At 70.1% G+C, this 25,638-nt stretch carries 20 protein-coding genes; 6 read left to right on the top strand and 14 right to left on the bottom strand.

What is annotated here, in order from left to right; translation table 11 throughout:
* Window positions 1–126: 126 nt before the first annotated feature.
* Window positions 127–2,469 carry a serine/threonine-protein kinase gene (locus OG774_RS01785; RefSeq protein ID WP_328306226.1) on the bottom strand — a complete coding sequence of 781 codons (2,343 nt, stop codon included), beginning with the start codon at window positions 2,467–2,469 and terminating at the stop codon, window positions 127–129.
* 116 nt (window positions 2,470–2,585) lie between these two features.
* Window positions 2,586–3,308: a YncE family protein gene (locus tag OG774_RS01780; RefSeq protein ID WP_328306225.1), complete on the bottom strand. Its 723-nt coding sequence runs from the start codon at window positions 3,306–3,308 to the stop codon at window positions 2,586–2,588.
* 288 nt (window positions 3,309–3,596) lie between these two features.
* On the opposite strand from OG774_RS01780, the gene sbnA reads away from it, so the two are divergent.
* The gene (sbnA, locus tag OG774_RS01775; protein ID WP_328306224.1) at window positions 3,597–4,625 is read left to right on the top strand and encodes a 2,3-diaminopropionate biosynthesis protein SbnA; all 1,029 of its coding nucleotides are present in this window, start codon (window positions 3,597–3,599) and stop codon (window positions 4,623–4,625) included.
* 189 nt (window positions 4,626–4,814) lie between these two features.
* On the opposite strand, the gene OG774_RS01770 is transcribed toward sbnA, so the two are convergent.
* From OG774_RS01770 to OG774_RS01735, 8 genes are all read right to left on the bottom strand, one after another.
* Window positions 4,815–5,753 (bottom strand): NAD-dependent epimerase/dehydratase family protein, encoded by a 939-nt coding sequence (locus tag OG774_RS01770; protein ID WP_328306223.1) that lies wholly within the window; start codon window positions 5,751–5,753, stop codon window positions 4,815–4,817.
* Window positions 5,754–5,836: 83 nt separating this feature from the next.
* Window positions 5,837–6,778 carry an RNA polymerase sigma factor SigJ gene (gene sigJ / locus OG774_RS01765; RefSeq protein WP_328306222.1) on the bottom strand — a complete coding sequence of 314 codons (942 nt, stop codon included), beginning with the start codon at window positions 6,776–6,778 and terminating at the stop codon, window positions 5,837–5,839.
* A gap of 118 nt (window positions 6,779–6,896) precedes the next feature.
* Window positions 6,897–8,543 (bottom strand): PhzF family phenazine biosynthesis protein, encoded by a 1,647-nt coding sequence (locus OG774_RS01760; RefSeq protein ID WP_328306221.1) that lies wholly within the window; start codon window positions 8,541–8,543, stop codon window positions 6,897–6,899.
* A 595-nt stretch (window positions 8,544–9,138) separates the two neighbouring features.
* A complete protein-coding gene (gene rph / locus OG774_RS01755) occupies window positions 9,139–11,697 on the bottom strand; it encodes a rifamycin-inactivating phosphotransferase (RefSeq protein ID WP_328306220.1) in 2,559 nt (852 codons plus the stop codon).
* Between the two features lie 345 nt (window positions 11,698–12,042).
* Complete coding sequence (gene qcrB / locus OG774_RS01750; protein WP_442873930.1) at window positions 12,043–13,698, bottom strand: cytochrome bc1 complex cytochrome b subunit; 1,656 nt, start codon at window positions 13,696–13,698, stop codon at window positions 12,043–12,045.
* Window positions 13,695–13,871, bottom strand: coding sequence for a hypothetical protein (locus OG774_RS01745; RefSeq protein ID WP_328306219.1), 177 nt, complete (start codon window positions 13,869–13,871; stop codon window positions 13,695–13,697). The genes qcrB and OG774_RS01745 overlap by 4 nt, the downstream gene beginning before the upstream one ends.
* A 209-nt stretch (window positions 13,872–14,080) precedes the next feature.
* Complete coding sequence (locus tag OG774_RS01740) at window positions 14,081–14,464, bottom strand: DoxX family protein (RefSeq protein ID WP_328306218.1); 384 nt, start codon at window positions 14,462–14,464, stop codon at window positions 14,081–14,083.
* Between the two features lie 33 nt (window positions 14,465–14,497).
* Window positions 14,498–15,349: an SDR family NAD(P)-dependent oxidoreductase gene (locus OG774_RS01735; RefSeq protein ID WP_328306217.1), complete on the bottom strand. Its 852-nt coding sequence runs from the start codon at window positions 15,347–15,349 to the stop codon at window positions 14,498–14,500.
* Window positions 15,350–15,520: 171 nt separating this feature from the next.
* Between OG774_RS01735 and OG774_RS01730 the strand changes: the two genes are divergently transcribed.
* Entirely contained in the window at window positions 15,521–16,411 is an 891-nt protein-coding gene (locus OG774_RS01730) for an RNA polymerase sigma-70 factor (RefSeq protein ID WP_328306216.1), read from the top strand.
* Between the two features lie 144 nt (window positions 16,412–16,555).
* On the opposite strand, the gene OG774_RS01725 is transcribed toward OG774_RS01730, so the two are convergent.
* Entirely contained in the window at window positions 16,556–16,876 is a 321-nt protein-coding gene (locus OG774_RS01725; RefSeq protein ID WP_328306215.1) for a hypothetical protein, read from the bottom strand.
* A 451-nt stretch (window positions 16,877–17,327) separates the two neighbouring features.
* Here OG774_RS01725 and OG774_RS01720 point away from each other — a divergent pair, with 451 nt between their 5' ends.
* Together OG774_RS01720 and OG774_RS01715 are read left to right on the top strand one after the other, a co-directional pair.
* Window positions 17,328–18,791 carry a GntP family permease gene (locus OG774_RS01720; protein WP_328306214.1) on the top strand — a complete coding sequence of 488 codons (1,464 nt, stop codon included), beginning with the start codon at window positions 17,328–17,330 and terminating at the stop codon, window positions 18,789–18,791.
* Window positions 18,792–19,011: 220 nt separating this feature from the next.
* A complete protein-coding gene (locus tag OG774_RS01715) occupies window positions 19,012–19,173 on the top strand; it encodes a hypothetical protein (RefSeq protein ID WP_328306213.1) in 162 nt (53 codons plus the stop codon).
* A gap of 32 nt (window positions 19,174–19,205) precedes the next feature.
* Here OG774_RS01715 and OG774_RS01710 read toward each other — a convergent pair whose 3' ends face one another.
* From OG774_RS01710 to OG774_RS01700, 3 genes are all read right to left on the bottom strand, one after another.
* On the bottom strand, window positions 19,206–19,973 hold the full coding sequence (locus tag OG774_RS01710) for a formate/nitrite transporter family protein (protein WP_328306212.1): 768 nt from the start codon (window positions 19,971–19,973) through the stop codon (window positions 19,206–19,208).
* A gap of 268 nt (window positions 19,974–20,241) precedes the next feature.
* On the bottom strand, window positions 20,242–21,714 hold the full coding sequence (locus OG774_RS01705) for an aldehyde dehydrogenase (protein WP_328310721.1): 1,473 nt from the start codon (window positions 21,712–21,714) through the stop codon (window positions 20,242–20,244).
* A 173-nt stretch (window positions 21,715–21,887) separates the two neighbouring features.
* Entirely contained in the window at window positions 21,888–22,703 is an 816-nt protein-coding gene (locus tag OG774_RS01700) for a GntR family transcriptional regulator (protein WP_328306211.1), read from the bottom strand.
* Window positions 22,704–22,862: 159 nt separating this feature from the next.
* Here OG774_RS01700 and OG774_RS01695 point away from each other — a divergent pair, with 159 nt between their 5' ends.
* A complete protein-coding gene (locus tag OG774_RS01695) occupies window positions 22,863–23,879 on the top strand; it encodes an AraC family transcriptional regulator (protein ID WP_328306210.1) in 1,017 nt (338 codons plus the stop codon).
* A gap of 175 nt (window positions 23,880–24,054) precedes the next feature.
* Window positions 24,055–25,203: an LLM class flavin-dependent oxidoreductase gene (locus tag OG774_RS01690; RefSeq protein ID WP_328306209.1), complete on the top strand. Its 1,149-nt coding sequence runs from the start codon at window positions 24,055–24,057 to the stop codon at window positions 25,201–25,203.
* Window positions 25,204–25,638 lie beyond the last annotated feature (435 nt).

Below are 25,638 nucleotides of genomic sequence, written 5' to 3'. Positions count from 1 at the left end.
GGCGGGGGCTGACGTCATTGGGCTGGAAGTGTCCGGCTTCGGCGACACGGCAACCGGCTCTCGGAGGCCTCGAGTCCCAGGCCCGCCTCGACCCCCCGTCGTACGTCGGCGATCTCTCCTCCACCGTCATCCGCCGATCGAGAGAATCGAGATGCGCGACTCGTCCAGCAGAGTCACGTACGCCAGCCGCCCGTCGGGGGCTGCTGCGATGCTCGTCGGGGAGCCGCCCACCGGCACGGTGGCCGTGACCTGATCGGTGGCGGCCTCGATGACCGAGACGCTGCCGTCGTCCACGTTGGCGGTGTAGATGGACCGCCCATCAGGTGCGAAGGCGACGTGCTGAGGGCCCCGACCGACCGACACCGTCGCGGTCACCTGGTTCGTCTTCGTATCGATCATCGAGACCGTGTTGCCCTGATAGTTGACGACGGCGACGCGGGAACCGTCGGGCGACGGGGCCATCGAGTGCGGGCTACGTCCGACCGGGATCGTCGCAAGGAGTCTGGCGTCCGTGGCGTTGAGGACGGTGACCAGGTTCGACTCGTGGTTGACCACGTAAGCGCGAGCTGCGGCGAAGACGACCCAGTGGGGGTTGGGTGCCACGGGCACGGTGCGCGTGACGGCGTCGGTGTCGGTGTCCACCAGGTCGATGGAGCCCGCGGCGTGGCTGGGAACCCACAGGGTGCGCTGATCCGGCGCGACCGCGAGGGCGTAGGGCTGCTCGTCGACCGGGACGGCGGCAGCCACGGTGCGAGCCTGCACATCGACCGCGACGACCTGGTTGACGGTGCCGGCCTCGTCGTAGCAGCTGACGTAGGCACGGGCCCCGGCTCGGTCGAAGGCGACGAACCGGGGCGGAGCAGGCATGGGGATCGCCGCGACCGTCGCCCGAGTGCCGAGGTCGAGGACCGTCAGCACACGGGGGTCGCGGTTGGTGACGTAGCCGAAGCGGCCGTCCGGGGTGATCGCCATGTAGCCGGGCGTGGGGGGCGTCGCGATCGAGCCCGTCACCTCGGGCACGGCACGGCTCGCCACTTGCTCCGAGCTCCCAGCAGGTCGGTCCGTCTCTCTGATCGCAGCCACTACCGCGAAGACGGTGACGGCAAGGACGAGAACGAGCACAGCGCCGACGACGGCGAGCGGTCTCCGGCTCCGAGGTCGCGCGTCGGAGAGGGGCACCGGCGGCCCCTCCCCCGAGCCCGCACTGTTCGCTGCGGTGCCATCGGACTCGGGGGCGCCCTGTCCGTCGTCAAGGAGTTCGGTCGCGTCCGACGGTGGCGTTCGAGCAGCACTGCGCGGCGCCCCCTCCCCTGGGCCCGTGCCCTTCGGCGCGGTGACCTCAGGCTCGGCGGCCCCCTGCCCGTAGTGGACGAGTTCGGTGGCATCCGTCCCGGACCTGTCCGGTCGTGTGCCCGACGCGAACGCGGCGGCCACGACCGCCGGGACGGGGTGCACGTGAGTCTGTGCCTCGCGCGGAACCTCCGTTGCAGCGGCCTCGAATCCGGTCCCGACCCGTCCGACTCGAGCAGTCGGAGCGGGCAGCGTGGCATCTGGGCCCGTGGCCTCGGCCCGAGCCGGACGGGTCGGTCGGCGCTCTATCTGGCCGGCTTCTTCGACGGCTCGCCACGCGGCGTCGGCCAGTGCTCCAGCCGTCTGGTAACGGTCCTCGGGCTTCTTCGCCATACCTCGTAGGACCACCGTGTCGAGGTTGCCCGGGATGTCCGGGACGAGGCCGGAGGGCCTTGGAGGCTCTGCGCAGATGTGCGAATTCATCAACGTCGGCAGATCGGTGCCACGGAAAGGGGGCCGAGCCGTCAGGCATTGATACAGCAGGCACGCAAGCGAGTAGATGTCTGCCCGCGAATCAACGTGACTGTTCGCGAAGCGCTCCGGCGCCATGTAGTCCAGAGTGCCGACGGTCGATCCGGCCGTGGTGAGTCCAGCTCTGGTGTCCCCGGTCGCGCGGGCAATACCGAAGTCGATGATGTAGACGAAGTCACGGGGGGTGACCAGAACGTTGGACGGCTTCACGTCGCGATGAATGAGACCGTCGCTGTGGGCTGCGTCCAGACCCTCGGCGATCTGGATCAGCAGCCGAACCGCCCGTTCAGGAGCTAGAGGGCCGTCACGCAGCAGCGAGGCGATGGTGACGCCGTCCTCCACCAGCCGCATATCGATGAAGAGGCGCCCGTCGATCTCGCCGTAATCGTGTATCGGGATGATGTGCGGGTCGCGCAGACGGGCCGCCAGACGCGACTCGCGGCGGAACCTCTGCTCGAACTCGTTGTCATTGCTGAACAGCTCGGGCAGGAGCTTCAGAGCAACCAGGCGATCACGGTCGACGTCAGCGGCCTCGTAGACATCGCCCATCCCGCCGCTGCCGATCTGCCGCTCGAGGCGGTACCGACCGAACCGTTGCCCCTCCATCTCGCCCCCCGTCCCGCGGCCGAGGCTTACGCCGTTCGGCACGCCGAGGCTGGCATTGAAACACCTGGGGCCTGTCACGGGAAGCGGTACGAACCACCCGCCGATCTAGTGACGTTGGACTTCGACACCTGTGCCGAGGCAGCGTTCCAGATGCTGGTTCAAGCCCTCGCTGGACACCAACATGACGCGCAACGCGGGCGCGCGGTGCCTGACAACCCGCTCGCGCAGGCCGGGACGGTGGCGACGACCCGTCCGCCGTTGATGTCGGTGACGGAGACTGTGCTGTCGTCGTAGTTGGCGTTGAACACCAGCGGTCTGGTGGTGTGTCGAATGATCGAGTGTGGACTCTTCCCGACCGCCACGGTGCCCAGCACGGCGTCGCTGCTCGTGTCGACGGTCGTGATCACGTCGGACTCGTGGTTGGCCGCATAGAGCCTGGTGCCGTCCGGGGAGAAGTCCACCCAGTGCGGGTTCGGCGCGAGGGTGAGGGTGTTGGTGACGGTGTTCGTCGCCGTGTCGATGACCGTGAGAGAGCCCGAGTCGTGGTTGGGCACGTACACCTTCCGGCCGTCCGGGCTGACGTCGAGGGCGAACGGGCGCTTCCCGGTGGGGACCCGCGCGATGAACGTGCCGTTGGACGTGTCGAGGACACCGACCTCGTTCACGCTGAAGTCCTGGTTGAAGATACTGACGTAGGCACGGGCGCCGTCGGGAGAGAACGCGACGAACTGTGGCCCACCGTCGGGTACGGGGATCAACCCGGTCGGGACGTTGCGCGTGGTGTCGAACACCGTCAGCACACCGGCCGCCCGGTTGGCGATGTACGCGAACTCCCCACTCGGCGCGATCTCCATGTAGCCCGGCGTCGACCCGACCTGCACCGTCGGCCCGTGGCAGGGATCTGACCGGAACCGGTAGCGCCGCGCAGATCGGCGAGGTCACCGCTGCTCGTGCCGAGAGAGCCGACGACTGGCTGACCGCGTTCACCTCTGAAGCGCACGTCGGCAGCTGGCGCGGCACCCGGCCGCACGCACACCCTCACCTCGGAGTGACAGAACCCTGACCTCGGGCACCGGGAAGCGTAACTGCCGGGCGATGTCGGCACGGGGCGCCGCAGCGGATTCTTCGGGTCTCACCGAAACGACGACAGCGAAACCGAAGAGGTCGCCATGACCATCATCTCCGCCCCGCAGGAGTTCAACACCAACGGCCTCTTCGTGGACCTGAGCGCGATGGTGGTCGACAAGGCGCTGTTCCTGAAGGTCGAGGGCATGAACTTCGCCGGCTCGGTGAAGCTCAAGGCGGCGGCCTCGATGATCGAGGCGGCAGAGGCGGAGGGCCGCCTCAACCCGTGGTCGATCATCGTGGAGTCGTCGTCGGGCAACATGGGGGTCGCCCTGGCCATGGTGTGCGCGAACCGTGGCTACCGCTTCATCTGCGTCACCGACGACCGCTGCAACTCCCAGACCCGCAAGCTCATCGAGGCCTTCGGCGGCGAGGTCCACGTCGTCGACGTGCCCCACTCCGAGACAGGCATGCTCGGCGCCCGCCTCGAGCACCTGGACTCGATCTGCGCGGAGAACCCCGACGCCGTCTGGCTCAACCAGTACGAGAACCCGGCCAACGCCGGCGCCCACTACGCCCAGACCGGGCCGGCGATCGCGGCGAACTTCCCGCGCGTCAACGTCGTGTTCGTCGGCGCGGGCACCTGCGGCACGTTGATGGGCACCGCTCGCTGGTTCAAGCAGCACCGTCCCGACGTCAAGATCGTCGCGATCGATGTCGAGGGCTCGGTGAGCTTCGGCGGCAGGGCCGCCCCCCGCCACATCCCAGGCCTGGGCATGGCCATGACGCCGTTCGCGCTCGACCGCTCGATGGTCGATGACGTCGTCATCGTCCCCGAGACCGAGACCCTGCGGATGTGCCAGCGCCTGGCGATGCGCGGGTTCCTGTTCGGCGGCTCCACCGGCACCGTCGTCGCGGGTGCCTCCACCTGGCTGGCCCAGCACGGCACGCCCGGCCTGACCGCCGTGACCCTCGCGCCCGACGCCGGCGAGCGCTACCTCGACACCGTCTACGCCCCGCTCTGGCGCGAGGAGCACTACGGCGCCAGATCCCGGCTCACCGGCCGCCACACCTTGCCCACCCAGCTGCCACCCACCCAGCAGCCGCCCACCGCGCCGCCGCCGGCCGCCTGATTTCAAGGAGTAGGGGTGACTTCTGAAGTGCCCCCGGTTCAGTGGCGGCTCTGAAGCCCGAGAGGGAGTGGAGCGTGGCAGCGCCGAAGAAGTACCCCGAGGAGATGCGGGAGCATTCGGTCCCGTTGGTCCTAGATCGGCTGCAACTCCTCGAACCCCTCGCTGCGGCTCACGACATCCGCCTCGCCGTCAGGCCAACTCCTCCTTGAAGCCCTGTCGCCACGACGGGTAGCGCAACACCCAGCCCAGCTCGCGCTTCGCCTTGGCGTTGGAGGCGCCCCGCAGTTCGGTCATGAGCACGACGCCAGCCCGTCCGGCGGCCAGCCGTCCGACGAATCGCGGTACGCGCACGGGCTTCTTGGCGCCCTGCATCGCTGCCAGTTCCGGCAGCCATTCGGCGACGGGGGCGGGTTCGTCATCGACGATGTTGTAGACACCGCGGCCGCCGTTCTCCACCGCTGCGACCGTGGCCTCGGCGGCGTCGGCAATGTGGACGAACGACCACAGCCCGCTGCCGTCACCGACGACCGGGAACTTGCGCTTGCGGATCATCTCGAGCTGCTCGGAGCCTGCCGCCATGGAGGTGCCGGGTCCGTAGAACGCGCCGTAGCGAAGCACGATCCCTTCGGTGCAGTGGGCGCCCAGCACGGCCTTCTCCAAGTGCTCGATCGCGGCGATCATCGGGGCCATCTGGCGGACCGGCGAGCGATCCAGAGGGTCGTGTTCGTCCTTCACCGGCCCGCCGGTCCGCATGTAGGTGAACGCGCCGTTGCTCTGGGCGACGAACCGTCGTACTCCTGTGATGCGCGCGGCCGCGAGCAGGTTGTCGGTGCCCTCGATCCGCAGCCGATCGGTGGCGGCGAAGCTGCGTTCGAAGTGGCGGGTGTTGATCTGCCCGATCGCGGTCAGCTGGTGGACGATCACCTCCGGGGCCGCCTGGCGCACGGCCATCTCGACCTCGGCCCGAGCCAGCGCATCGGCGATGACCGGTACCGCGCCCAGCTCTGACGCCCGAGTCTTGTTGAATTCGCTCCGGACCATCGCGAACACCTCGTGTCCCGCATCGACCAGACGCGGCACCAGTTCCGTCCCCATCGCTCCGGTCGCTCCTGCCACCAGCACCCTCATTGTCGGCTCCCTTGCTCTCCGGTTCGGATGTCACCCGAACCGGATGACCTACCGATGCCTGACAGGAGCCAGAGTGATCCGCGTCACAGGCCAAGCAGGGGTTCTCCATGGTCGGCCGCCGCCCATTGCTCGGTCGCGCGTTCGAGCTTGTCGGGGTTCGCCTGGGTACGGCAGGCCGTGATGCCCCCGGCGGTGACCTCCAGGCACATGATCGCGACGACCCGGCCTTCCACAGCGGCCACGACAGCGGGCTCCCCATTGGCTACCCAGGCGTAGACCTCGGGCAAGCCGCCCACGATGGCGCGCTTGGCCTGGGCGGGCTTGAACATGCCCCACACGAACTTCGCGACCGCGACGGCTCCCTCGAACGCCGTGGTTCGCGCCGGAACCTTTCCTCCGCCGTCGCCGATGGAGGTGGCGTCCTCGGTCAGCAGGCGGACGAGCTCATCGGTCTGGCCACTGGTGGCGGCCGCGAGGAACTCCTCGACGATCCGCCGGGCGGCGGCACGGTCGATGTCGCTGCGGGCGGTGCCGTACGCGACGTGCTTCCTGGCACGGTGGAAGTTCTGCTGGCTGGCGGCCTCGGTGATGTCGAGGATCTCGGCGATCTCCCGGTGCGGGTAGGCGAAGGCCTCCCGCAGCACGTACACGGCCCGCTCGCTGGGGGACAGTCGCTCCATGAGAGTGAGGACCGCGTACGACACCGATTCGCGCTGCTCAGCGGTGTCGGCCGGGCCGAGCATCGGGTCCCCCGCGAGCAGCGGCTCGGGGAGCCACGGGCCCACGTAGGTCTCGCGACGTGCCCGCGCGGAGGTGAGCTGGTGGAGGCACAGGTTGGTGAGGACCTTCGTCAGCCAGGCCTCGGGGACCTCGATGCGATCGACATCGGTGGCCTGCCAGCGCAAGAACGTCTCCTGCACGAGGTCCTCTGCCTCGCCTGCGGAGCCCAGGAGACGGTAGGCGATGGCCTGCAGATGGGGCCTTGACCGCTCGAATCGGTCGACGTCCTCCGCCGACAAGGCCATGACCGCCATCATCGCGCAACGCCTCTCCGGAGCGCACCGCTCGCCGTGGCATCCGCGGGTTCTCGGTGGGGATCGGCGTGAAGGGGCCGGCCGGATGAGGAGGTCGCTCCGAGAGCGTTCACGGCGCCGTGGCCAGCCAGCCCCGCGCGCTCAGGGTCGCGGTGCCCGTGATCGCGACAGAGCAGCCGGGAGCCACCACCGCACGGATCGTGCTGGGCCGTTGCATGGTCTCCCCCTGCCGGATGGTGAGTGCCCCGTCGGGTCCCAGCCGTCCCAGGCCCATGAGGTCGGCGGCGAGTGGGCCGGCCGCTGTCCCGGTGGCAGCGTCCTCGTCCAGGCCCATGCCCGGATTGAAGAAGCGCGCCTGAGCCTCGACAACGGTCGACTGCCGGCCGATCACCGTCAGGTACAGGCCCTCTGCGCCTGCGATGGTCGTCAGAGCACGCACCGCTCCCTTGTCCGGGGACGCCCGTCGCAGCGTTGGCACCGTGTCGACGGCGGCGATCAGGTGGTCGGCGCCGGTGCCCACCACGCGCGGAGGAACGGCTGAGTCGATCGAGCGCGGATCGACACCGACAGCGGCCGCGACGGCGGCCCCCTCGACCCGCGCGCCCAGCCGCGTCACCTCGTGATGCATCATGAGCCGGTCGCCGGACACCTCCACCTCGAGCAGGCGGGCGCCGATCTCCTGCACGACGACGCCGTCTGGGGGCGATGTCAGTAGGCCCGGCCGATCAACACGGTGTGCTGCGCGGGCTTCCCGGTGAGCAGACACGCGGGCGCGGGCGGGGGCGCGTCGAGGATGCAGCGGATGGTCGCGCCGGTGTCCTCCTTGAGCGCCCGCTCCGACTGCGGTGTGCCGGACCAGGCAGCGACGAACAACCCGCCGTCGCCGATGCACTGCTTGAACGCGCGGTAGTCGGTGACCGGAGAGGTGTGCTCTCGCCGGAAGTCCCGCGACCAGCGCCCGCTGGATCTCCTCCAGAAGGCTCGCGGCTGCCGGGGCGGCGCCCTCGAGCGGGACCGAGCTCCGGGTGCGGGTGTCGCGCCGTGCCAGCGTGGCCCGGCCGGAGGCCAGCTCCCGCGCGCCCAACTCGATGCGGACGGGCACGCCCTTCAGCTCCCAGTCGACCGAGCGCCGGCCGAACGACGTGTGGAGGCGGGCGTCGAGGTGCGTGCGGACGCCGGCTCCATGCAGTGCTGCCTCGATGCGCCGGGCCGCCTCGGCCGCTTCGGGCTGGTCGTCCAGCAGCATGATCACCACCTGGTGCGGCGCGATCGTCGGCGGTAGGCGCAACCCGTGATCGTCACCGTGCACCATGATCACCCCGCCGATCATCCTCGTCGACGTACCCCATGAGGTACTGGAGACGTGGCGTCGCGCGCCTGCCGCGTCCAGGAACCGGATGTCGAAGGCACGCGCGAAGTTGTGTCCCAGGTTGTGGCTGGTGCCCATCTGCAACGCCTTGCCATCGCCCATGAGTGCCTCGCAGGTGAAGGTGTGATCGGCGCCGGCGAACCGCTCCCCGGGCGACTTCTCCCCCACCACCACCGAGACGCACAGCGACTCCTCCATGAACTGCCGGTACGTCTCGACCATGCGCCGGGTCTCCTCGACCGCGTCCGCGTAGGTGGCGTGCGCGGTGTGGCCCTCCTGCCAGAGGAACTCGGTGGTCCGCAGGAACAGCCGCGGCCGCAGCTCCCACCGGACAACGTTGTTCCAGAGATGAGCATCAGCGGCAGGTCCCGGTGCGACTGCACCCACCTGGCGAAGTAGTGATTGATGACCGTCTCGGACGTCGGGCGCACCGCCAGCGGTTCAGGCAGCTCGGTCCCGCCGCCGTGCGTCACCACCGCCAGCTCCGGGGAGAAGCCCTCGACGTGCTGCTTCTCCTTCTCCAGGAAGCTCACGGGGAACAACAGGGGGAACGCGGCGTTCTGGGCACCGGTCGCCTTGATCCGCCGGTCCATGTCCGCCTGCATGAGCTCCCAGATGGCGTAGCCCCAGGGTCGGACGACCATCGTCCCCCGCGAAGGCCCGTTCTCGGCGAGTTCCGCCCGAGCGACGACGTCCTGGTACCAGGAGGAGAAGTTCTCCGCCCGCGGGGTCAGCACGGTGTGGGCCACGGTCCTGCCTCTTCCAGCCTCCCGGTGGCGCGGCGCGAGAGCCGTCGATGGGTACAGCGACGACGCTAGCCGCGCGCACAAGGTCCTTCTGCCACGACGCGGGCGCCGCCACCAGGCTGGCTGGCGGGTGAGGGGGAAGCCTGCCGGCACCACCGGCCATCGGTGCCCACACCGCTCGTCGTTCGCGCTGGACGAGCCTGCGCAGCGGGCTGCGCAGGGGGTGATCGGCACCTCTACGAGAGGATCTCGACGTACCCGTTCGTGCCGTCCACCCGGATCCGCTGTCGGTCCCGGATGCGTCGGGTCGCACCCTCCACCCCGACGACGGCGGGCAGACCGTACTCCCGCGCCACCACCGCGCCGTGGGTCATCAGACCGCCCACCTCCGTGACCAGGCCGGCGATCGTGACGAACAACGGCGACCAGCTGGGATCGGTGAAGGCCGTGACGAGGATGTCACCCGGGACGAGATCGGCCTCGGACATGTCCAGGACGACGCGGGCGCGCCCCTCGACGGATCCCGTCGACACCGGCAATCCGACCAGGGCGTCGGCCGGTGGGCCGTCGCGCCGGTAGGCCCCGGCGATGACTTCGCCGTCGGAGGTGAGCACGCGGGGAGGTGCCAACGTCTGGTACTCGACGAACGCCTCCCTGCGTTCACGGATCCGCTGATCGTCGACGCGTCCGGCCCGGACCACGTCGCGGAGCTCGGAGAACCGGAGGAAGAAGACGTCGTCCCGATCGCGGAGCACGCCGTTCCGCACGAGGCGCTCGGCCTCGGCCACCAGGGCTCGCTTGTAGATGGCGTAGCGGCTCACCATGGCGAATTTGGGGTACTCCCGATACCCGATGAACGTCCTCAACCGGTCGATCATCGCCTTGACCTCGTGGGCCTTCCGATCTCCGTCGGGCAGAGCGTGCAGGCGCTCGAGCAATTCCTGCTCCTTGGCCCACGCCTCCTGTCGGCCCTGCTCGAAGCGCCGTCGGCCGGCGCCGGGCCCGAAGTTCTCGACGTTGCCGAGGATCGCGGGGAGGAGGGCGGCGGGGCGCTCGCTCCACCGCGGTCTGCTGATGTCGATCTCCCCGACGCAGCGCATGCCGTAGCGGTCGAGGTACGTGCAGATGGCGTCGTGCGCCTCGCGGCCACCTGCGACCCCGGCCACGCCGTCGAGGAAGTCGTCGTCCTCGACGCCGCGCAGGTATGCCACCACCTCCGGGTGCGGCCGGATCACGTCGGCCACGTCCAGGAGGGCGAGCCCCATCTCCGACGTGACGTTGTTCGGGACCGACTGCGTGAGCGTGTCGGCGGCGTTCTCCTCCCCCAGCCAAGCGTGCACGTTCTCGTCGATCCACCACGCCGCGTCCATCGCCGTCGTGAACACCTGGCGGCTGCGCGGGTCGAACAGCAGCCGCCTCAGCTCTCGGAAGTCCTCCACGATGAAGTCGAGCAGGTCCGGGCCGTGATGGGTCCGGATGGCGCAGGCGGCGGCGGCGACCGATGCCTCGCTGGCGGCGATCAGCTCCTCGACGAGGCCCGGATCGGCGTCGATCATCGCCGACGCCTCACCCCCGGGCGGGGTCCAGGCACCCTCCCCCGACGGCGCCGGGACGACGGCGCCGCGGTCGATGACCGTCTGCAGCGCGTCCCGCATCAACGGATCCGACCGCCCCGCCGCCTCCAGGAACCACTCGCGGCCGGCGGGCGAGGCCAGGTACGGGGTGACGTCGACGAACAGCCTCCCGCCGGCCTCGGCCACGGGCCGTGGTGTGGTCATCTGCCACACGGACAGGCCCAGTGGCGTCATCGCGTCGGTCATCATCTGCTGGTGGCCGACCGAGACGTAGACGTGGAAGTCCCCGTCATCGACCACCGGGACGGGGAACAGCGTCGTGATCGGGCGGCTCTGCACGATCCGGAACCCACCGTCGACCAGGCACCACTCGACGTCCTGGGGTCGGCCGAAGTGCGCCTCGATCCGCCGCCCCAGCTGCGCGAGGCCCACCACCTGCGCGTCGGTCAGCGCCGGTCGGCGCGCCGGCTCCTCCTTGACCGCGATCACCCGCTCGACGACCTCGCCCTCGCGCACCGTGTAGGTGTCCGCGCTCACCAGACCGGACACCAGCGCCTCGCCGAGTCCGAGGACGGCCTCGATCGTCGTGACCTCGCGGTTCGACGTCACGGGATCAGCCGTGAACAGGACCCCGGACGCATCCGGCGTCACCATCTGCTGCACGACCACGGCCATGTGGACCGTCCGGTGGTCGACGCCGTGGCGCACGCGGTAGCTCACGGCCCGCTCGGTGAACAGCGACGCCCAGCACGCCCTGACGTGCTCGAGGACCGCCACCGGCCCCACGACGTTCAGGAACGTGTCGTGCTGCCCCGCGAAGGACGCCGTGGGCAGGTCCTCGGCCGTCGCGCTGGACCGCACCGCGTACGCGGCGTCGGCGTCGGCGCCCATGTGTCCGATCGCCCGAATGATCGCCACCGCCAGGTCCGCGGAGACGGGATGGTCGCCGATCGCCTCGCGGATCTCCGCGCTGACGGCGGCAGCCGCGTCCCGGTCGTCGGGGTCGAGGCCCGACAGCCGATCGAGGCGATCCTCGAGCGACGGCACTGCCGAGATGGCCCGACGGAAAGCATCGGTGGTCACGCAGAAGCCGGCGGGCACGTGGACGCCGGCGATCCGCGAGAGCTCGCCGAGGTTCGCACCCTTCCCCCCGACGTCACGGACCCGGCTCCGATCGATCTCCCCGAAAGGCAGGACGACGCGGCCGGGCGAGCCAGTCATCTCCGCACTGCGTTCGACATCAACCACTGCTTCTCCCGTTGACGAGCGGTTGTGACCCCACCAGGACGGCGTTCCTGTCGACGCGAGGTCCCGGGATGGGACGAGGATGGTGCGGCACGACCCGGGAGGTGCCGCAAGACCCACCACGCGATCACGGTCACCCGGATCACTCCGCGGGGTCGTGCACCGGCGTCTGCGGCGCGACCGGCACCGGGTCGCGGTGGCCGGCGCGAGAGCGTCCGGATCGTGGGATTCCGGTCCGTCCCCGGTGGGGTCGCGGCGGACCGTGCGCCCGCTCGTGACCATCGGACTCGGGTCGCCCACAGCGGCCCGAGTCCGGCTTGGTCACGATCCACGCGACCCGGAGCAGGCCGGACGGCGATGACCGGAAACGCGTTCGCTGAGCCCCGTCGTGGCTGGGTCGGTCGCGTCGGTGACCACGCGATCTCGGAGAGGCGACAGCAGTTCCGGGGCGGGGTCCGGACGGAACCAGCCCCCTTCGACGGGCTTGCCGCTCGCCCCCAGGTCGTTCGGCTGCTTCGGGACCCTGGCGCCCTGGTAGCTGAGTCCGATGGCGCGTCCGGAGCGGTCGGTCCCCCCGAGCGGCTGGCGCACCTCGATGTACCCGCCGGTGGGCAGGCGTGTGATGTGGCCGGTCTCGATGCCGTGGGCGAGGACCTCGCGGTCGGCGCGTTGCAGCCCGAGGCAGATGCGGTAGGTGAGGACGTAGGCCGCCGGCGGGACGAGCAACAGTCCGATCCGGCCGATCCACACCATGGCGTTCAGGGAGACATCGAAGGTGAGCGCGATGATGTCGTTGCCCGCGGCGAGGGTCAGCCAGCCGTAGAACGACATCGCCATCACGCCCGTCGACGTCCGCACCGGTGCGTCACGTGGGCGTTGCACGAGATCGTGGTGCGCCCGATCGCCCGCCAGCCGACGCTCCAGGAACGGGTACACGATCAACAGTACGATCAGCGATCCCATCCCGACCACCGCCGCGGAGAACACCGACGGAACGGTGTAGCGACCGAAGAGGTACATCTCCCACGGAGGCCACAGGCGGACCGCGCCCTCGAAGAATGCCATGTACCAATCGGGTTGGGATCCCGCCGACACGTGAGCCCCTCTGAAGGGACCGAGTGTCCACACCGGGTTGATCTGGAAAAGACCGGCCATCGCCGCGAGGATCCCGGCGGTGATCGCGAAGAGACCGATCGCCCGCACCGCGAACGTCGGTACCAGGCGCGCACCGACGATGTTTCTCTCGGTGCGGTGTGGGCCGGGGAACTGGGGATGTCCCTGGAGCCAGACCGTCACGGCGTGGAGGGCGATGAGCGCCGCGATCACCGCGGGCAGCACGAAGGCGTGGACGGCGTAGAGCCGCGGGATGATCGACGTCCCGGGGAAGTCGCCGTCGAAGACGCCCCAGTGGAGCCACGTGCCGATCACCGGGATCGACAGCGTGATCCCGGACAGGCCGCTCCGCAGACCTGTTCCGGACAGTAGATCGTCGGGCAGGGCGTGCCCGGTGAACCCCTCGATCATGCCGGCGAGGAGCAACAGGACGACGACCACCCAGCTGGCCTCGCGGGGACGCCGGAACCCACCGGTGAAGAACGTCCGCAGCAGGAGGGCGAGGATCGCCGCGATGAAGACATGCGTCGACCAGGCATGGGCCTGACGGACGAAGAGGCCGCCCCGCACCTCGAGCGAGATGTCGACCGTGGACTCGTAGGCCCTGCTCACCGTGACGCCGCGCAGACCGGGATACACCCCGTCGTAGACGGTCTGTGTCATCGAGGGATCGAAGAAGAGCGCCAACCAGGTGCCCGAGACCAGGACGACGACGAAGCTGTACACGACGATCTCGCCGAACATGAGCGACCAGTGGGTCGGGAAGACCCTGTTCAGTCGTCGTCGGAGGCCTCCGGCCGACGTGGAGCTGTCGAGCCCGTCCGCCGCCTCCGCGACCGTGTACTTCGAGGTCGCCGCGTTCATCGCCGCCCCGTCTCCGCTGGGGTCGGGCGTTCGGTCACGTGGTCGACGCCGGCGAAGGGGTCGGGCGACGTGCGGCTCAGCATCCCGAGCCGTGCGCCGGTGGCGTCCAGCACCCGGAAGACGTGGCGCCCTCGGGTGCCGGTGCCACCGGTGAGCAGGAAGGTCGAGGTCATGGCTCTCTCTCCGAGGTCGTTGCGGCCGGGGGTCTCCCGGGCGGCCCAGCCTCGAGGGGATCGATGGCCCGGACATCGGCGACGTCGCGGGGATCCGGCGGCGAGCTGGGGGCACCCACGGGACGGCGAGCGCCCGCTGGGTGTGACACGCGGGCCAGGATCCGCAGGGTGGCTGCCGGGTGGACCTGGCCGGCGGTGTCGTTCGGTGATCAGACGGTGAAGGACTCGAGGCCGAAGCGGCCGAACGCGATGAAGGCCGCGAGGGCGAGATAGGCGGCGTTCACCATCGCGAGCCTGACCTGGCCGTAGTGGCCGTGGGTGATCATGGCGCCGACCATGAGCACGACCCAGCAGGTGGCGGTCACCGGCACCATGACCGGTGCGATGTCGAGCAGGGCAGGCAGGATCAGGCCGATCGCGGCTAGGAGCTCGAGGATCCCGAGGGTCTTGACGAAGCCGACGCGGGCGTCTGCGGTCCATCGCCCGCCCTCGTGCGCCGCCAGCTTCTCCGGGGGCAGGAACGTCTTGGTGATGCCCCCGGCCAGGGCGACCGCAGCCAGCAGTCCGGCAGCAATCCAGAGTGCGATGTCCATGGGTTTCCTCCGTTCTTCGTTCGAAGTGGCCGGTCACCGGTCTGCGCGATCGGGCGCGCCGTGGGCCTCGGCGGAAAGGTCCTGCCAGTCGACCCAGATCTTGAGCCGGTCGGCGTAGACCTGCTGGAGCATCGGGTAGAAGCCCAGGCCGAAGAGCACGCGCAGGGGCGGGTCGTCGGCATCCACGATCTTGAGGAGTGCCTGGGCCGCGGCGGCGGGATCGCCGGCGGGCTGCTTCCCCACGAGCCCGGCGAGGCGCCGACGGAGACCGTCGTAGACCGGGTCGGGCGCGGCCATGTGCCCGTTGGCGAGGGGATCGGGGTTCTTGCCGTCCCGGGTGGCGAAACCGCCGGGCTCCACCACCGTCACGTTGATGCCGAAGTCGGCGACCTCGTGGGCAAGAGACTCGTTCAGCGCTTCCAGCGCCCACTTGGAGACGTGGTAGGCGCTGCCGAGCGGCATCGCCAGCAGCCCGGCGACCGAGGAGAGCTGGATGATGTGCCCCGAGCCCTGGTCACGCAGGTGGGGCAGCGCGGCCTGGATGACCCACAGCGCGCCGAACAGGTTGGTTTCCAGCTGGTCGCGCACGTGCTGCTCCGACAGCTCCTCGACCGCGCCGACCTGGGCGTAGCCGGCGTTGTTCACGACGACGTCGAGGCGGCCGAAGTGCTCCGCGGCCCGCTCGACGCTCGCCCAGACGGCGGCCTTGTCGGTGACGTCCAGCCTCAGCGGGAGCACCGCCCCGCCGTAGGCGGCGACGAGACCGTCGAGGCTCGCGGTGTCCCGGGCGGCCGCGGCCACCTGGTCGCCGCGGGCCAGGGCGGCCTCGACGAACTCGCGGCCGAGGCCGCGGGACGCACCGGTGATGAACCAGACCTTGCTCATGGTGTCCTTCCGATCTCTGCGGTGGCAGTCGTGCGTGCTGCCTTCCGACGCACACCAGGCGTCGGCGGCCCGGCCCCTGTGACAGAGCGAGGATGTGGTGTAGGCCACCGAGGTCGGGGTGTCACACAGCAGTGGTGGCCGGCGTCTCGTGCCGGACAGGAGGAGCCAGTCATGGACGAGCACACGGATCCGACGACGGCGTTCGTCGCGCACCGCAACCTGCTGTTCACCGTCGCCTACGAGATGCTCGGGTCCGCGGCCGACGCGGAAGACGTCCTGCAGGAGACCTGGCTGCGGTGGATGAAGGTCGACCTGGGGCAGGTGCGTGACCAGCGCGCCTACCTGGTCCGGATCACGACTCGGCAGTCGCTCGACCGGCTGCGCACCCTGCGACGTCGCAAGGAGGCCTACGTCGGTCCCTGGCTGCCCGAGCCGCTGCTCACCGCGCCGGACGTGGCCGAGGACGTCGAGCTGGCCGAGTCCGTGTCGGTGGCAATGATGCTCGTCCTCGAGACGCTGACGCCGACCGAGCGGGCCGTGTTCGTGCTGCGCGAGGCCTTCGACGTCGGCTACGACGAGATCGCGGCCGCCGTCGACAAGACCCCGGCCGCCGTGCGGCAGATCGCGCACCGCGCCCGCCAGCACGTCGATGCCCGCCGCCCGCGGGAGGTGGTGTCCCCCACCGAGGCCCGGGCGACGCTGGAGGCGTTCCGACACGCTCTGGAGGCCGGGGACCCGCAGCGTCTGCTCGACGTCCTCGCGCCTGACGTCGTCCTCGTCAGCGACGGCGGCGGTGTCAAGCGGGCCGCGCTGCGGCCGATCGTCGGCGCGGAGAAGCTGGTTCGCTACATGCTCGGCGGCATCGGGAAGGCCCAGGTCACGGTCAGCACCGACCCGACCGTGCTCAACGGCAACCCGGCACTGGTCCTGCGCGTGGACGGCGAGACCGACGGCGTCATGGCGGTCCGGGTCGAGGACGCGCACATCGCCGGTCTCTACTACGTCCGCAACCCGCACAAGCTGACCCGCATCGCCTCGGAGATCTCGCTCGCCCTGCGATGAGCACGGGTCGCCCCCGCCAGCGGGCGCGACGGACAGGAGCCCGGCAACCCCGAGAGCCGGCCCGGCCAGGGCCTCGACGACGCAGACGAGCGCGAGCGGCCTGGTGAGGTGCGGCTCGAGCAGGACGCCGGTGAGAGCGGTGGACTATCCGAGCCAGACGCCGACGGCCCACCTCCAGGTCCGTGACCGCCGGCCGCGGCGCACCTGAACCACGACCGCGACCGCGCCCACGACGATCACCGCCGCGGTGACGGACAGGGCGCTGCGCTGCCCGGCGGTCACGAAGCCCGAGGGTCCGCCGTGTCCTGGACCGAGCACGACCCACACCCACTGGCAGCTCGCCACGGCGGTGGCGGCCACGGCTCCCAGCGACGCCAGCGCGATGCGCAACGGCCGGGGCCTGTCGGGCTCGGGCACGGGACCGAGTCGCGGCCAGCGCGCGGTCACGTGCGCCGCGAAGGCCACCCCCAGGACGGTCGCCTGCGCGATGAACCCCCGTAGACGAGGGCGGGGACCCACGCACACAGACCGGCGTCGGCGGGCATCGGTGGGCCGCCGAGGACGACCTGCGCCCCGAGCCCGGACCGGGAGCCCGCGAGCACGCTCACACTGCCGAGATCGACCTGCACCTGGTGCACCTCAACAACCCGAAGCCCGCGCCTGGCTCGAGGCGGCCAGCTTAGGCGTGTGCTCTGCTTGCCGGCCTCCCGCAAGAATTCGTGACCAAGATCCCTACGTGCGCGCCGGTGCTCGCTCCGATGCACCTCCCGCGATCGCCGGATGAAGCGCACCGGGTTCGCAGCCTGCGCCGGCGATTGGTCCGGATCGCCGACGCGGACATCTCGGTTCTGTGATCTGATCACCGGCCCGGCGGTTCGGCCAGGCGCGCCGGCCCGCACTCATCCGGGAGGACACCGTGGACCAACCGGCTCCGACACTCGGGACGACACCGCTGCTGCTCATCGCGGTCGGCGCGGTCGCCCTCCTGCTCCTACTGATCATGTGGCTCCGGCTGCACGCGTTCGTCGCGCTGATCCTCGTGAGCGTGCTGACCGGTGTCGCCACAGGGCTGCCGGTGGCCGAGCTCGTCGACACCCTGCTCGACGGGTTCGGCTCGACCCTGGCCGAGGTCGCCCTGCTCGTCGGGCTGGGGGCGATGCTCGGGAAGCTGCTCGAAGTCACCGGTGGCGCGCAGGTGCTCGCCGACAGCCTCATCTCCCGGTTCGGCGAGCGGCGCGCTCCGCTCGCGCTCGGTATCGCCTCCCTCCTGTTCGGCTTCCCGATCTTCTTCGACGCGGGCTTCGTCATCCTGTTGCCGATCGTCTTCACCGTGGCACGGCGCTTCGGCGGATCGTTGCTCCTCTATGCGCTGCCCGCGGCCGGGGCATTCGCGGTCATGCACGCCTTCGTGCCGCCGCACCCGGGCCCGGTCGGCGCGGGCAACCTGCTCGGGGCCGATGTCGGGCTACTCGTGATCGTCGGGCTGGTGGTGGGCATCCCGACATGGTTCCTCGCGTCGTACCTGTTCTCCCGGTGGATCGGGAAACGGATCGACCTCCCGGTGCCAGCCTTGTTCGGGCGGTACGCGAACGATCCCGCCCCGCAGCCCGGCGAGAACGACGAGGACGACGGCTCCGGGAGCGGATCGACCAGCACCGTCACCGAGACCACGGTGACGACCGGGGCCCCGGCACGGGCTCCGGCGTTCGGCACCGTCGTCGCGCTGCTGCTGCTGCCGCTCGTTCTCATCCTGCTCAACACCGGACTGAACACGCTCGCCACCGTCGGCGCAGTGCCCGAGGACGCCACGTGGGTCGTGTCGCTGCGCCTGATCGGGGAGACCCCGATCGCCCTGCTGATCACCCTGCTCGTGGCCGTGGTCGTCCTGGCCCGCGAGCGGTTCAGCCGTGACGAGGTCGAGGAACTGCTCAACTCGTCGCTCGGCCCGATCTGCTCGATCATCCTGATCACCGGCGCCGGGGGCATGTTCGGCGAGGTCCTGCAGGCCAGCGGGATCGGGACGGCGCTGACGGAGTCGCTGAGCGCGCTCGGCCTGCCCATCATCGTGGCGGCGTTCGTCATCGCGCTCTGCCTGCGCGTCGCGCAGGGCTCCGCGACGGTCGCGCTGCTGACCACGGCGGCCCTCGTCGCGCCAGCCGTCGCGGCCGCGGGGATGTCCCCCCTCGACGTCGCGCTCGTGGTCATCTCCATCGCCGGTGGCTCGACCGCGCTCTCCCACGTCAACGACTCGGGCTTCTGGCTGGTCGGCCGATTCCTCGGCATGGACGTCTGGACCACCCTGCGGACCTGGACGGTCATGGAGACCCTCATCGGGGTGATCGGCTTCCTGATCGCCGCCGGGCTCAGCCTCGTCGTCTGACCGCAACCCCGAGACCCGGGGCTGCCTTACTGGGGTCCGCCACGTGCTCGGCGGCGCGGCGACCTCGGTGCTGCGTCGTCGTCACTGCGCCGGCCCCGGGGCACGCCCTCGGCTCGCCCCCGCCGCACGACGGCCGTCGAGCACGCCTGCCCCCATACGGAGTGTCACGTCACGCTGGTCGCCGGGCCCCGTGCCTGTGGCGGCGGGGGTCGCTGTGCTCGTGACCGACGACGGGCTCTGGCAGGAGTTCACCGAACCCGGTGTCACCGGCCGCGGCATCGCCCTCATGGGCAAGCTCTCCGACCACAGCAGCGTCGAGACCACCGAACGCGGCACAGCCGTACGGCTGTGCTGGGCCACCGCTCCGCCCACCGCGCCCTGAAGCCGCCGCCACCGGTCCGGGCGCCGCCCGTGCTACGCGGAGTGGTGCGGGCCGGGACTGTGACGCCACTCCTGGAGGCGCTCGCTGCTGCGCAGCAGGCGGAGCGCGGTGGTGATCCCCAGGCCACCGATGACGTTGCCGAGCACCGACCAGCCGAAGAAGACGATCCAGTTGCCGTAGCCGTACGTCCCGCCGGCGTGGATCCCTCCGAAGATGAAGAGCGTGTCGAGTACCGAGTGGTACATCGACAGCCCGGCAACGAGGAAGGCCACGGCGACCGAGGCGACGACCTTCGCGACGTCGTTGTCGGTGCCGTTGCGCATGCGGGTCAGCAGGGTCATCGTCACCCCGGCGATCACCGCGAGCAGGAACGTCGAGAGGCTCAGCGAGGACGTCGCGTAGGTGGCGCCGTCCTTGACCGCTGTGGACCGGAGGGCCGGGAACGCGGTGACCACCGCCCACATCGTGGCCCACCCGCCGACGAGGTTGCCGAGGAGCGTGAGCGCCCAGAAGCGCACCAACCGCCCGTAGGTGGCCTCCTTGGCGGCGACCACGGCGACCGGCACGAGGAAGCCCTCGGTGAACAGCTCGCTGTTGCCCAGCAGCAGGGCGATAAAGCCCACCGAGAACGCCAGGCCCGCGAGCAACTTGGACCCGGTCGCCTGCTCGACGGCGAGGAAGGCGAGCACGCCGAGCGCGATCTCGACCCCGGCGATCGTCCCGCTCGCCAGCAGCTCGGTCGGGGTGCGGTAGAGCCGCGGTCGCCCGTTCTCCACCACCTGGTCGAACGTGCGCTCCACCTCGTGCTCACGGATCGCGTCGTGCCGACCCTGCGAGTCACGCGAAACGGCAGCCGTGTCTTCCGAGGCACTCATGGTGCCCGGTCTGCCCGTTGGGACAGAGGCACGACACCTGAGGAGCCCGGTCGGAACGCGGCCCGGCCGACGTCAGGGGCAGTGGCCGCAGCCAGCTGTCGGGGGCCGACGCACACTCCGAGGCGCTGTCTCCACGACCTCGATGACTACGCCTCCAGCGATCAGCTGGGCGAAGACTGCCTCGACCGCGCCCTCACCCCAAGGTGAACGGGTCGCGGGTACCGCCGGTGAGCTCGACCCAGACGGCTTTGGTCTCGAGGTAGGCGTCGATGCCGTGGATGCCGTTCTCGCGGCCGAGCCCGGAGGCCTTGAAGCCGCCGAACGGCACGCTCGGGGACAGGACGCGGTAGGCGTTGATCCAGACGGTGCCCGCCTTGATCTTTCCGGCGACGCGGTGCCCGCGATGGATGTCCTTGGTCCACACGGCGCCGGCGAGACCATAGGGAGTGTCGTTGGCGAGCTTGATCGCCTCGTCCTCGTCGGTGAACGTCACCGCGGAGAGAACCGGCCCGAACACCTCCTCGCGGTACACGGTGTCGGTGGGCTTCACCGTCAGGACGGTCGGCTGGACGAAGTAGCTGCCCAGGCTCTCCTTCGACACACCGCCGTAGGCGATGGTGGCGCCCTCCTCGCGGGCCTTGTCGAGGTACCCGAGGACCTTCTCGTACTGGGGCTGGTTGGCGACCGGACCCATCTCCGTCTCGGCGGCCATGGGATCGCCGAGCTTGATCGACGCGGCCCGCTCCGCGACGAGCCGGACGAGCTCGTCGTGGACGTCGGCGTGGACGACCAGGCGCGAGCCGGCCATGCACGTCTGCCCGGTGGCGGCGAACACGCCGGCGACGAGACCGTTCGCCGCCGCCTGCAGGTCGGCGTCCGGAAAGACGACCTGCGGGGATTTCCCGCCGAGCTCGAGCGTGACGGCGTTGAGGTTGTCCATCGCGGCCCTGCCGACGGCCTTACCGGTCGCGGTGGAGCCGGTGAAGGCGACCTTGTCGACACCGGGATGGCCCGCGAGGTGAGCGCCGGTATCGCGCGACAGTCCGGTGACGACGTTGACCACGCCGCCCGGGATGCCCGCCTGCTCGATCAGTTCCGCGAAGCCGAGAGTGGAGGCCGGCGCGTGTTCGGAGGGCTTGACGACCACGGTGCAGCCGGCGGCGAGCAGCGGCGCCAGCTTGAAGGTCATGAGCAGCAGCGGCGAGTTCCAGGGCGTGATCGCGGCGACGACCCCGACCGGCTCGCGACGGGTGTAGACGAGATAGTTCGGGTTCGGCGAGGGGATCTGCTGGCCCTCGATCTTGTCGGCCAGGCCGGCGAAGTACTGGTACCAGCCACCCAGGCCGTTGAGCTGACCGAGCATCTCGCGATAGAGCTTGCCGGAGTCGCTGACCTCCTGACGGGCGAGCTCCTCGGCGTTGGCGCCGATGAGGTCGGCGAGGCGGCGCAGGCACGCGGCGCGGGCGAAGCCCGTCATCTGCCCCCACTCGCCGTCGAACGCCGCCCGCGCCGCCGCCACGGCGGCGTCGACGTCCTCGGGCCCGCCGTCGGGGATCGACGCCCACGGCTGACCGGTGTACGGGTTCTGCGACTCGAAGGTCCTCCCGGAGACAGCGTCGACCGGCTTGCCCCCGATGAGCATCCGGAACTGCTCGAGGTCGGCCATCGCACTCACGTCCCTTCCCTTGGATCGTTTCGAGGTTCGATCAGCCGGCGAACGCTCGGCGCACTGACACCAGGCGCCGTCAGCCCGCGGCGTCGGAGAGGACGCAGGCAACGGGCAGAAGGGCTTCGATATGCGCGCTCCTCCAGCACCGGGACCTCGTCGGTCGACCGAGGTTAGGGAGCGTGGCGGTGCTGGTCCCATCCGTCCTGCGCACCGTCGCAGCCGAATTGCGCACGTGCCTCGCTGGCCCCGCGGGCGGCGGCGTGACGCGCACCGAGGATGTGGGAACGCATGGCTGCTTCGGCCAACGAAGCGTCCCCTCGTTCGATGCCGAGGACGATGTCGTGATGGCCGGCGATGCTGCGGCTGAGGTCGGCGTCGGTGTAGTGGTGGAACGCCTGCTGGACGCGGGGAGCCGACGACACGGCGCCGAGCAGGGCGACGAGCCGCGGGCTGTCGGCGGCCTCGAGCACGGCCCGGTGCAGCGCTCCGTTGGCCTCCACAGCGGCATCGAGGGCCCGCTGGGCCGGCGCGTCGTGCCCGCCGCCCTCCGCTCGCAGGTCGGAGAGCTCCCGGGCAGCGGTCTCGAAGTGGTGGTCCTGTCGCCGAATCTCCTGCAACACGGCGCCGGTGGCCCGGCTCACCGCCAGGCGCGCCCCCTCCCCTTCGAGCAGGGCACGCAGCGAATAGACCTCGTCGACGTCACGCACCGTCCACGACGCGACGCGGGCACCGCGATGACGAACGATCTCCACAAGGCCCTCGGCGGCCAACGCGTTGAGGGCCTCTCGGACGGGAGTGCGGCTCACACCGAGCTGCTCGGCCAGCGTGCCTTCTCGCACCCAGTGCCCCGGGAGCAGCGAGCCGTCGGTGATGTCGTCACGGATGGCGCGGTAGGCGATCGAGCGCGCTCCCCGCTCTGGAGCGGCGCGCGCCTCGTTCCGCAGGGGTCGGGCTGCGCCGTGGTTGGTCGTGCTGCGGGGCGTCACTCCCGGCTCCTCGGCAGACAAATCGCATGCGACAAGCTCTCCAGATTCACAGGAACTCTCCCGTCACCCCACCTCACAGCACTCCTCACTCGTCCTTGCCGCTCGATCGTATACGTGTCAGTGTGGTGCGGGACACGGTCCAGCGGCGAGAGGCCGAGCGTGAGCGCACCCACTGTCGGGAGCCCGCAGAGCCCGAACGCGGAGGAGCCGCTGTCCGCCTACGCGGTCATGAACACCGCCGACGTCGACGAGGCCCAGCACGTCGTCACCGAGGTCTACGTGCCGCACGAGCTCGACTCGCTGGGCGGCCGTCCGCTCGACGCACGACTCAACAGCGTCGCGTCCGACCGGCTGACGCTGGGCTATCTCGTCTACGGCGCGAACGCCTCACTCGATCTGCCCCCGCTCGAGCACTGCTACCACGTCAACCTGACCCTGAGCGGTCGCACGCAGGTCACCCGCCGCGCCGGCAAGGACCACGCGGTCACCGAGGGCGGGCGGAGCGGCGCGGTCCTGCTCCCCACCGAGGACTCCACGGTGACCTGGACACCCGAGGCCACCCAGTTCGCGATGAAGTTCCCGCGGGGACCGCTCGAGGAGCACCTCGGTGGGCTGCTCGGGCAACCGGTGTGCGACCCCCTCGACTTCGACGTGTCGATGGACCTCACCGCAGGACCCGGTGCGGCGTTGCTTGCCGCCGTGCGCTTCATGCAGGCCGAGATGGACCGTCCCGGCGGGATCAGCCACGCTCCGCTCGCGCGGGCACAGCTCGAGACCTACGTGATGACCGCCCTGCTCCACGGCGTGCGCCACCAGTACACCGACGCACTGCACGCTCCGCACATGGAGGACCGCCCGGCCGTCGTGCGGCAGGCGGTGGACTACATCGAGGCACACGCCCACGAGTCGTTCACGATCCCGCAGCTGGCCGGCCGGCTCGGGGTCTCCACCCGCACGCTCCAGGTCACCTTCGCGCGCAACGTCGGCATCACCCCCAGCGAGTACGTCCGGGACGTGCGCCTCTCCCATGTCCACGCCGAGCTGGCCGCAGCCAACCCGGCCGACACCTCGGTGACCGAACGAGCCGCCGCATGGGGCTTCCTGCATCAAGGCCGGTTCTCCGAGCAGTACCGCCACAAGTACGGCCGACTGCCGTCCCAGACGCTGCGAGGCTGAAGCTCGCGCTCGCTCCGTTGCGCGTTTCGGACGCAGACCTGCGCATCACGGATGGTCGATGGCCGTACCGCTGCCTAGCGTGGTCCCGATCACGGCCGGAAGGCACAGGATCCGCTCATTCCGACGGCGGACGCACCGGTTTCGCGAGACACCAACGTCGCTGGAGGTTGTCGCCATGGCCCAGACCATCACTCGTGGCCGCGAGCAGGAGATTCCGCTCAAGCACCCCCGCGAGAACGGCAAACCCTCCATCTTCAACGACCAGAAGATGAAGCTGGGCCTGTTCGGGTCGAACTGCTCCGGTGGGCTGTGCATGACCGACGCCCCGACCACGTACGAGATCACCTGGAAGCACACCAGGTCGATCGCTCAGAAGGCCGACCGGCTCGGCATGGAGGCCATGGTCCCGGTCGCCCGCTGGAAGGGCTTCGGCGGCAACGTCAACTTCAACGGCACCAACTTCGAGACGTTCACGTGGGCCGCCGGCATCGCCGAGGCCACCGAGCAGATCACCGTCTTCACCACCACCCACATCCCGACCGTTCACCCCGTGGTCGCCGCGAACATGGCCACGACCAACGACCACATCTCCAACGGGCGATTCGGGATGAACCTGGTGATGGGCTGGTTCACCCCGGAGATGGGGATGTTCAACCCCAAGCAGCTCGAGCACGACGAGCGATACGTCTACGGCGGGGAGTGGCTCGAGCTCGTCGAACGTCTCTGGACCGCTGAAGGAGAGTTCAACTTCGACGGGAAGTACTTCCAGGCCAAGAACCTGGAGTCCGAGCCCAAGCCGATCCAAAACCCGCGGCCCGTGCTGATCAACGCCGGCAACTCGTCGGCCGGCACCGACTTCTCCGCGAAGTACGTCGACATCAACTTTGCGTCGCTGGACATGGAGAAGATGCCCGACTACACCAAGGCGATCAAGAAGAAGGCCCAGGACGAGTACCTCCGCCAGATCAGCACCATGACCTACGGCCTCGTCGTGTGCCGCGACACCGAGGAAGAGGCCAAGCGGGACCACCAGCGGATCATCGACGAGGGTGACTGGCCCGGCGCCCGGAACCTGATGAGCATCATCGGGATGGAGAGCGAGTCGTTCAACGAGCAGATCGAGAAGTTCCAGGAACGCTTCATCGCCGGCTGGGCCGGCCAGCCCCTCGTGGGCACCCCCGAGCAGGTCGTCGAGGGCTTCCAGCAGCTCTCCGACGCCGGCATGGAGGGCATGATCATGGGCTTCCTCGACTACAACGAGGAGATCGACCACTTCGGCGAAGCCGTCATGCCGCTCATGCGCGAGGCCGGGCTGCGCCACTGAGCGGGCGCCCGTCGCCCCGGTGCCCGAGGCCCGGGGACGACGGCGCTCTCCCTACGGAGAGCACGAGCTCCTCATCGCCCCTGCCACACGACGTCGGGATCGACCCGCTCAATGGGATCGTCGCCACTGAGAACCCCGCCGATCACGACGCACCGCGGTGGCTGCGGTCGCTTGGCGGCGTCAGTCCGACGTCGCGAGGCGCGTCCCGCCCGCGTGGACCGCGGCCCGACCCAGCACGCCCAGGGCGGTGGCGAGACAGCGATGGCCACGATCAGAGCAGCGACCACGGCCGTCCCGTCGCGGGCGCGCTCCGACAGGGCCCAGAGCGCGGCATCCGCGTCGTCGAGGCACGACCGTCGAGCCCTGAATCAGTCGGCGCCGCCCCAGCGCTCGTCATCGTCTCCATCAGCACCATGCCGACGATGGTCGAAGCCT

Origin of the sequence: Actinomycetospora sp. NBC_00405 (assembly GCF_036044095.1) — a bacterium.
Lineage (GTDB): Bacteria > Actinomycetota > Actinomycetes > Mycobacteriales > Pseudonocardiaceae > Actinomycetospora > Actinomycetospora callitridis.
The sequence above is the reverse complement of the archived record's forward strand: the minus strand, read 5'-3'. Positions and strand labels throughout refer to the sequence as shown.

Coding starts and splice junctions, on each gene's coding strand:
- OG774_RS01705 (WP_328310721.1), bottom strand. CDS start 21,714: ATGGCCGACCTCGAGCAGTTCCGGATGCTCATCGGGGGCAAGCCGGTC.
- OG774_RS01740 (WP_328306218.1), bottom strand. CDS start 14,464: ATGGACATCGCACTCTGGATTGCTGCCGGACTGCTGGCTGCGGTCGCC.
- OG774_RS01745 (WP_328306219.1), bottom strand. CDS start 13,871: ATGACCTCGACCTTCCTGCTCACCGGTGGCACCGGCACCCGAGGGCGC.
- OG774_RS01690 (WP_328306209.1), top strand. CDS start 24,055: ATGGCCCAGACCATCACTCGTGGCCGCGAGCAGGAGATTCCGCTCAAG.
- sigJ (WP_328306222.1), bottom strand. CDS start 6,778: ATGGCCTTGTCGGCGGAGGACGTCGACCGATTCGAGCGGTCAAGGCCC.
- OG774_RS01735 (WP_328306217.1), bottom strand. CDS start 15,349: ATGAGCAAGGTCTGGTTCATCACCGGTGCGTCCCGCGGCCTCGGCCGC.
- OG774_RS01770 (WP_328306223.1), bottom strand. CDS start 5,753: ATGAGGGTGCTGGTGGCAGGAGCGACCGGAGCGATGGGGACGGAACTG.
- sbnA (WP_328306224.1), top strand. CDS start 3,597: ATGACCATCATCTCCGCCCCGCAGGAGTTCAACACCAACGGCCTCTTC.
- OG774_RS01730 (WP_328306216.1), top strand. CDS start 15,521: ATGGACGAGCACACGGATCCGACGACGGCGTTCGTCGCGCACCGCAAC.
- rph (WP_328306220.1), bottom strand. CDS start 11,697: ATGACTGGCTCGCCCGGCCGCGTCGTCCTGCCTTTCGGGGAGATCGAT.
- qcrB (WP_442873930.1), bottom strand. CDS start 13,698: ATGAACGCGGCGACCTCGAAGTACACGGTCGCGGAGGCGGCGGACGGG.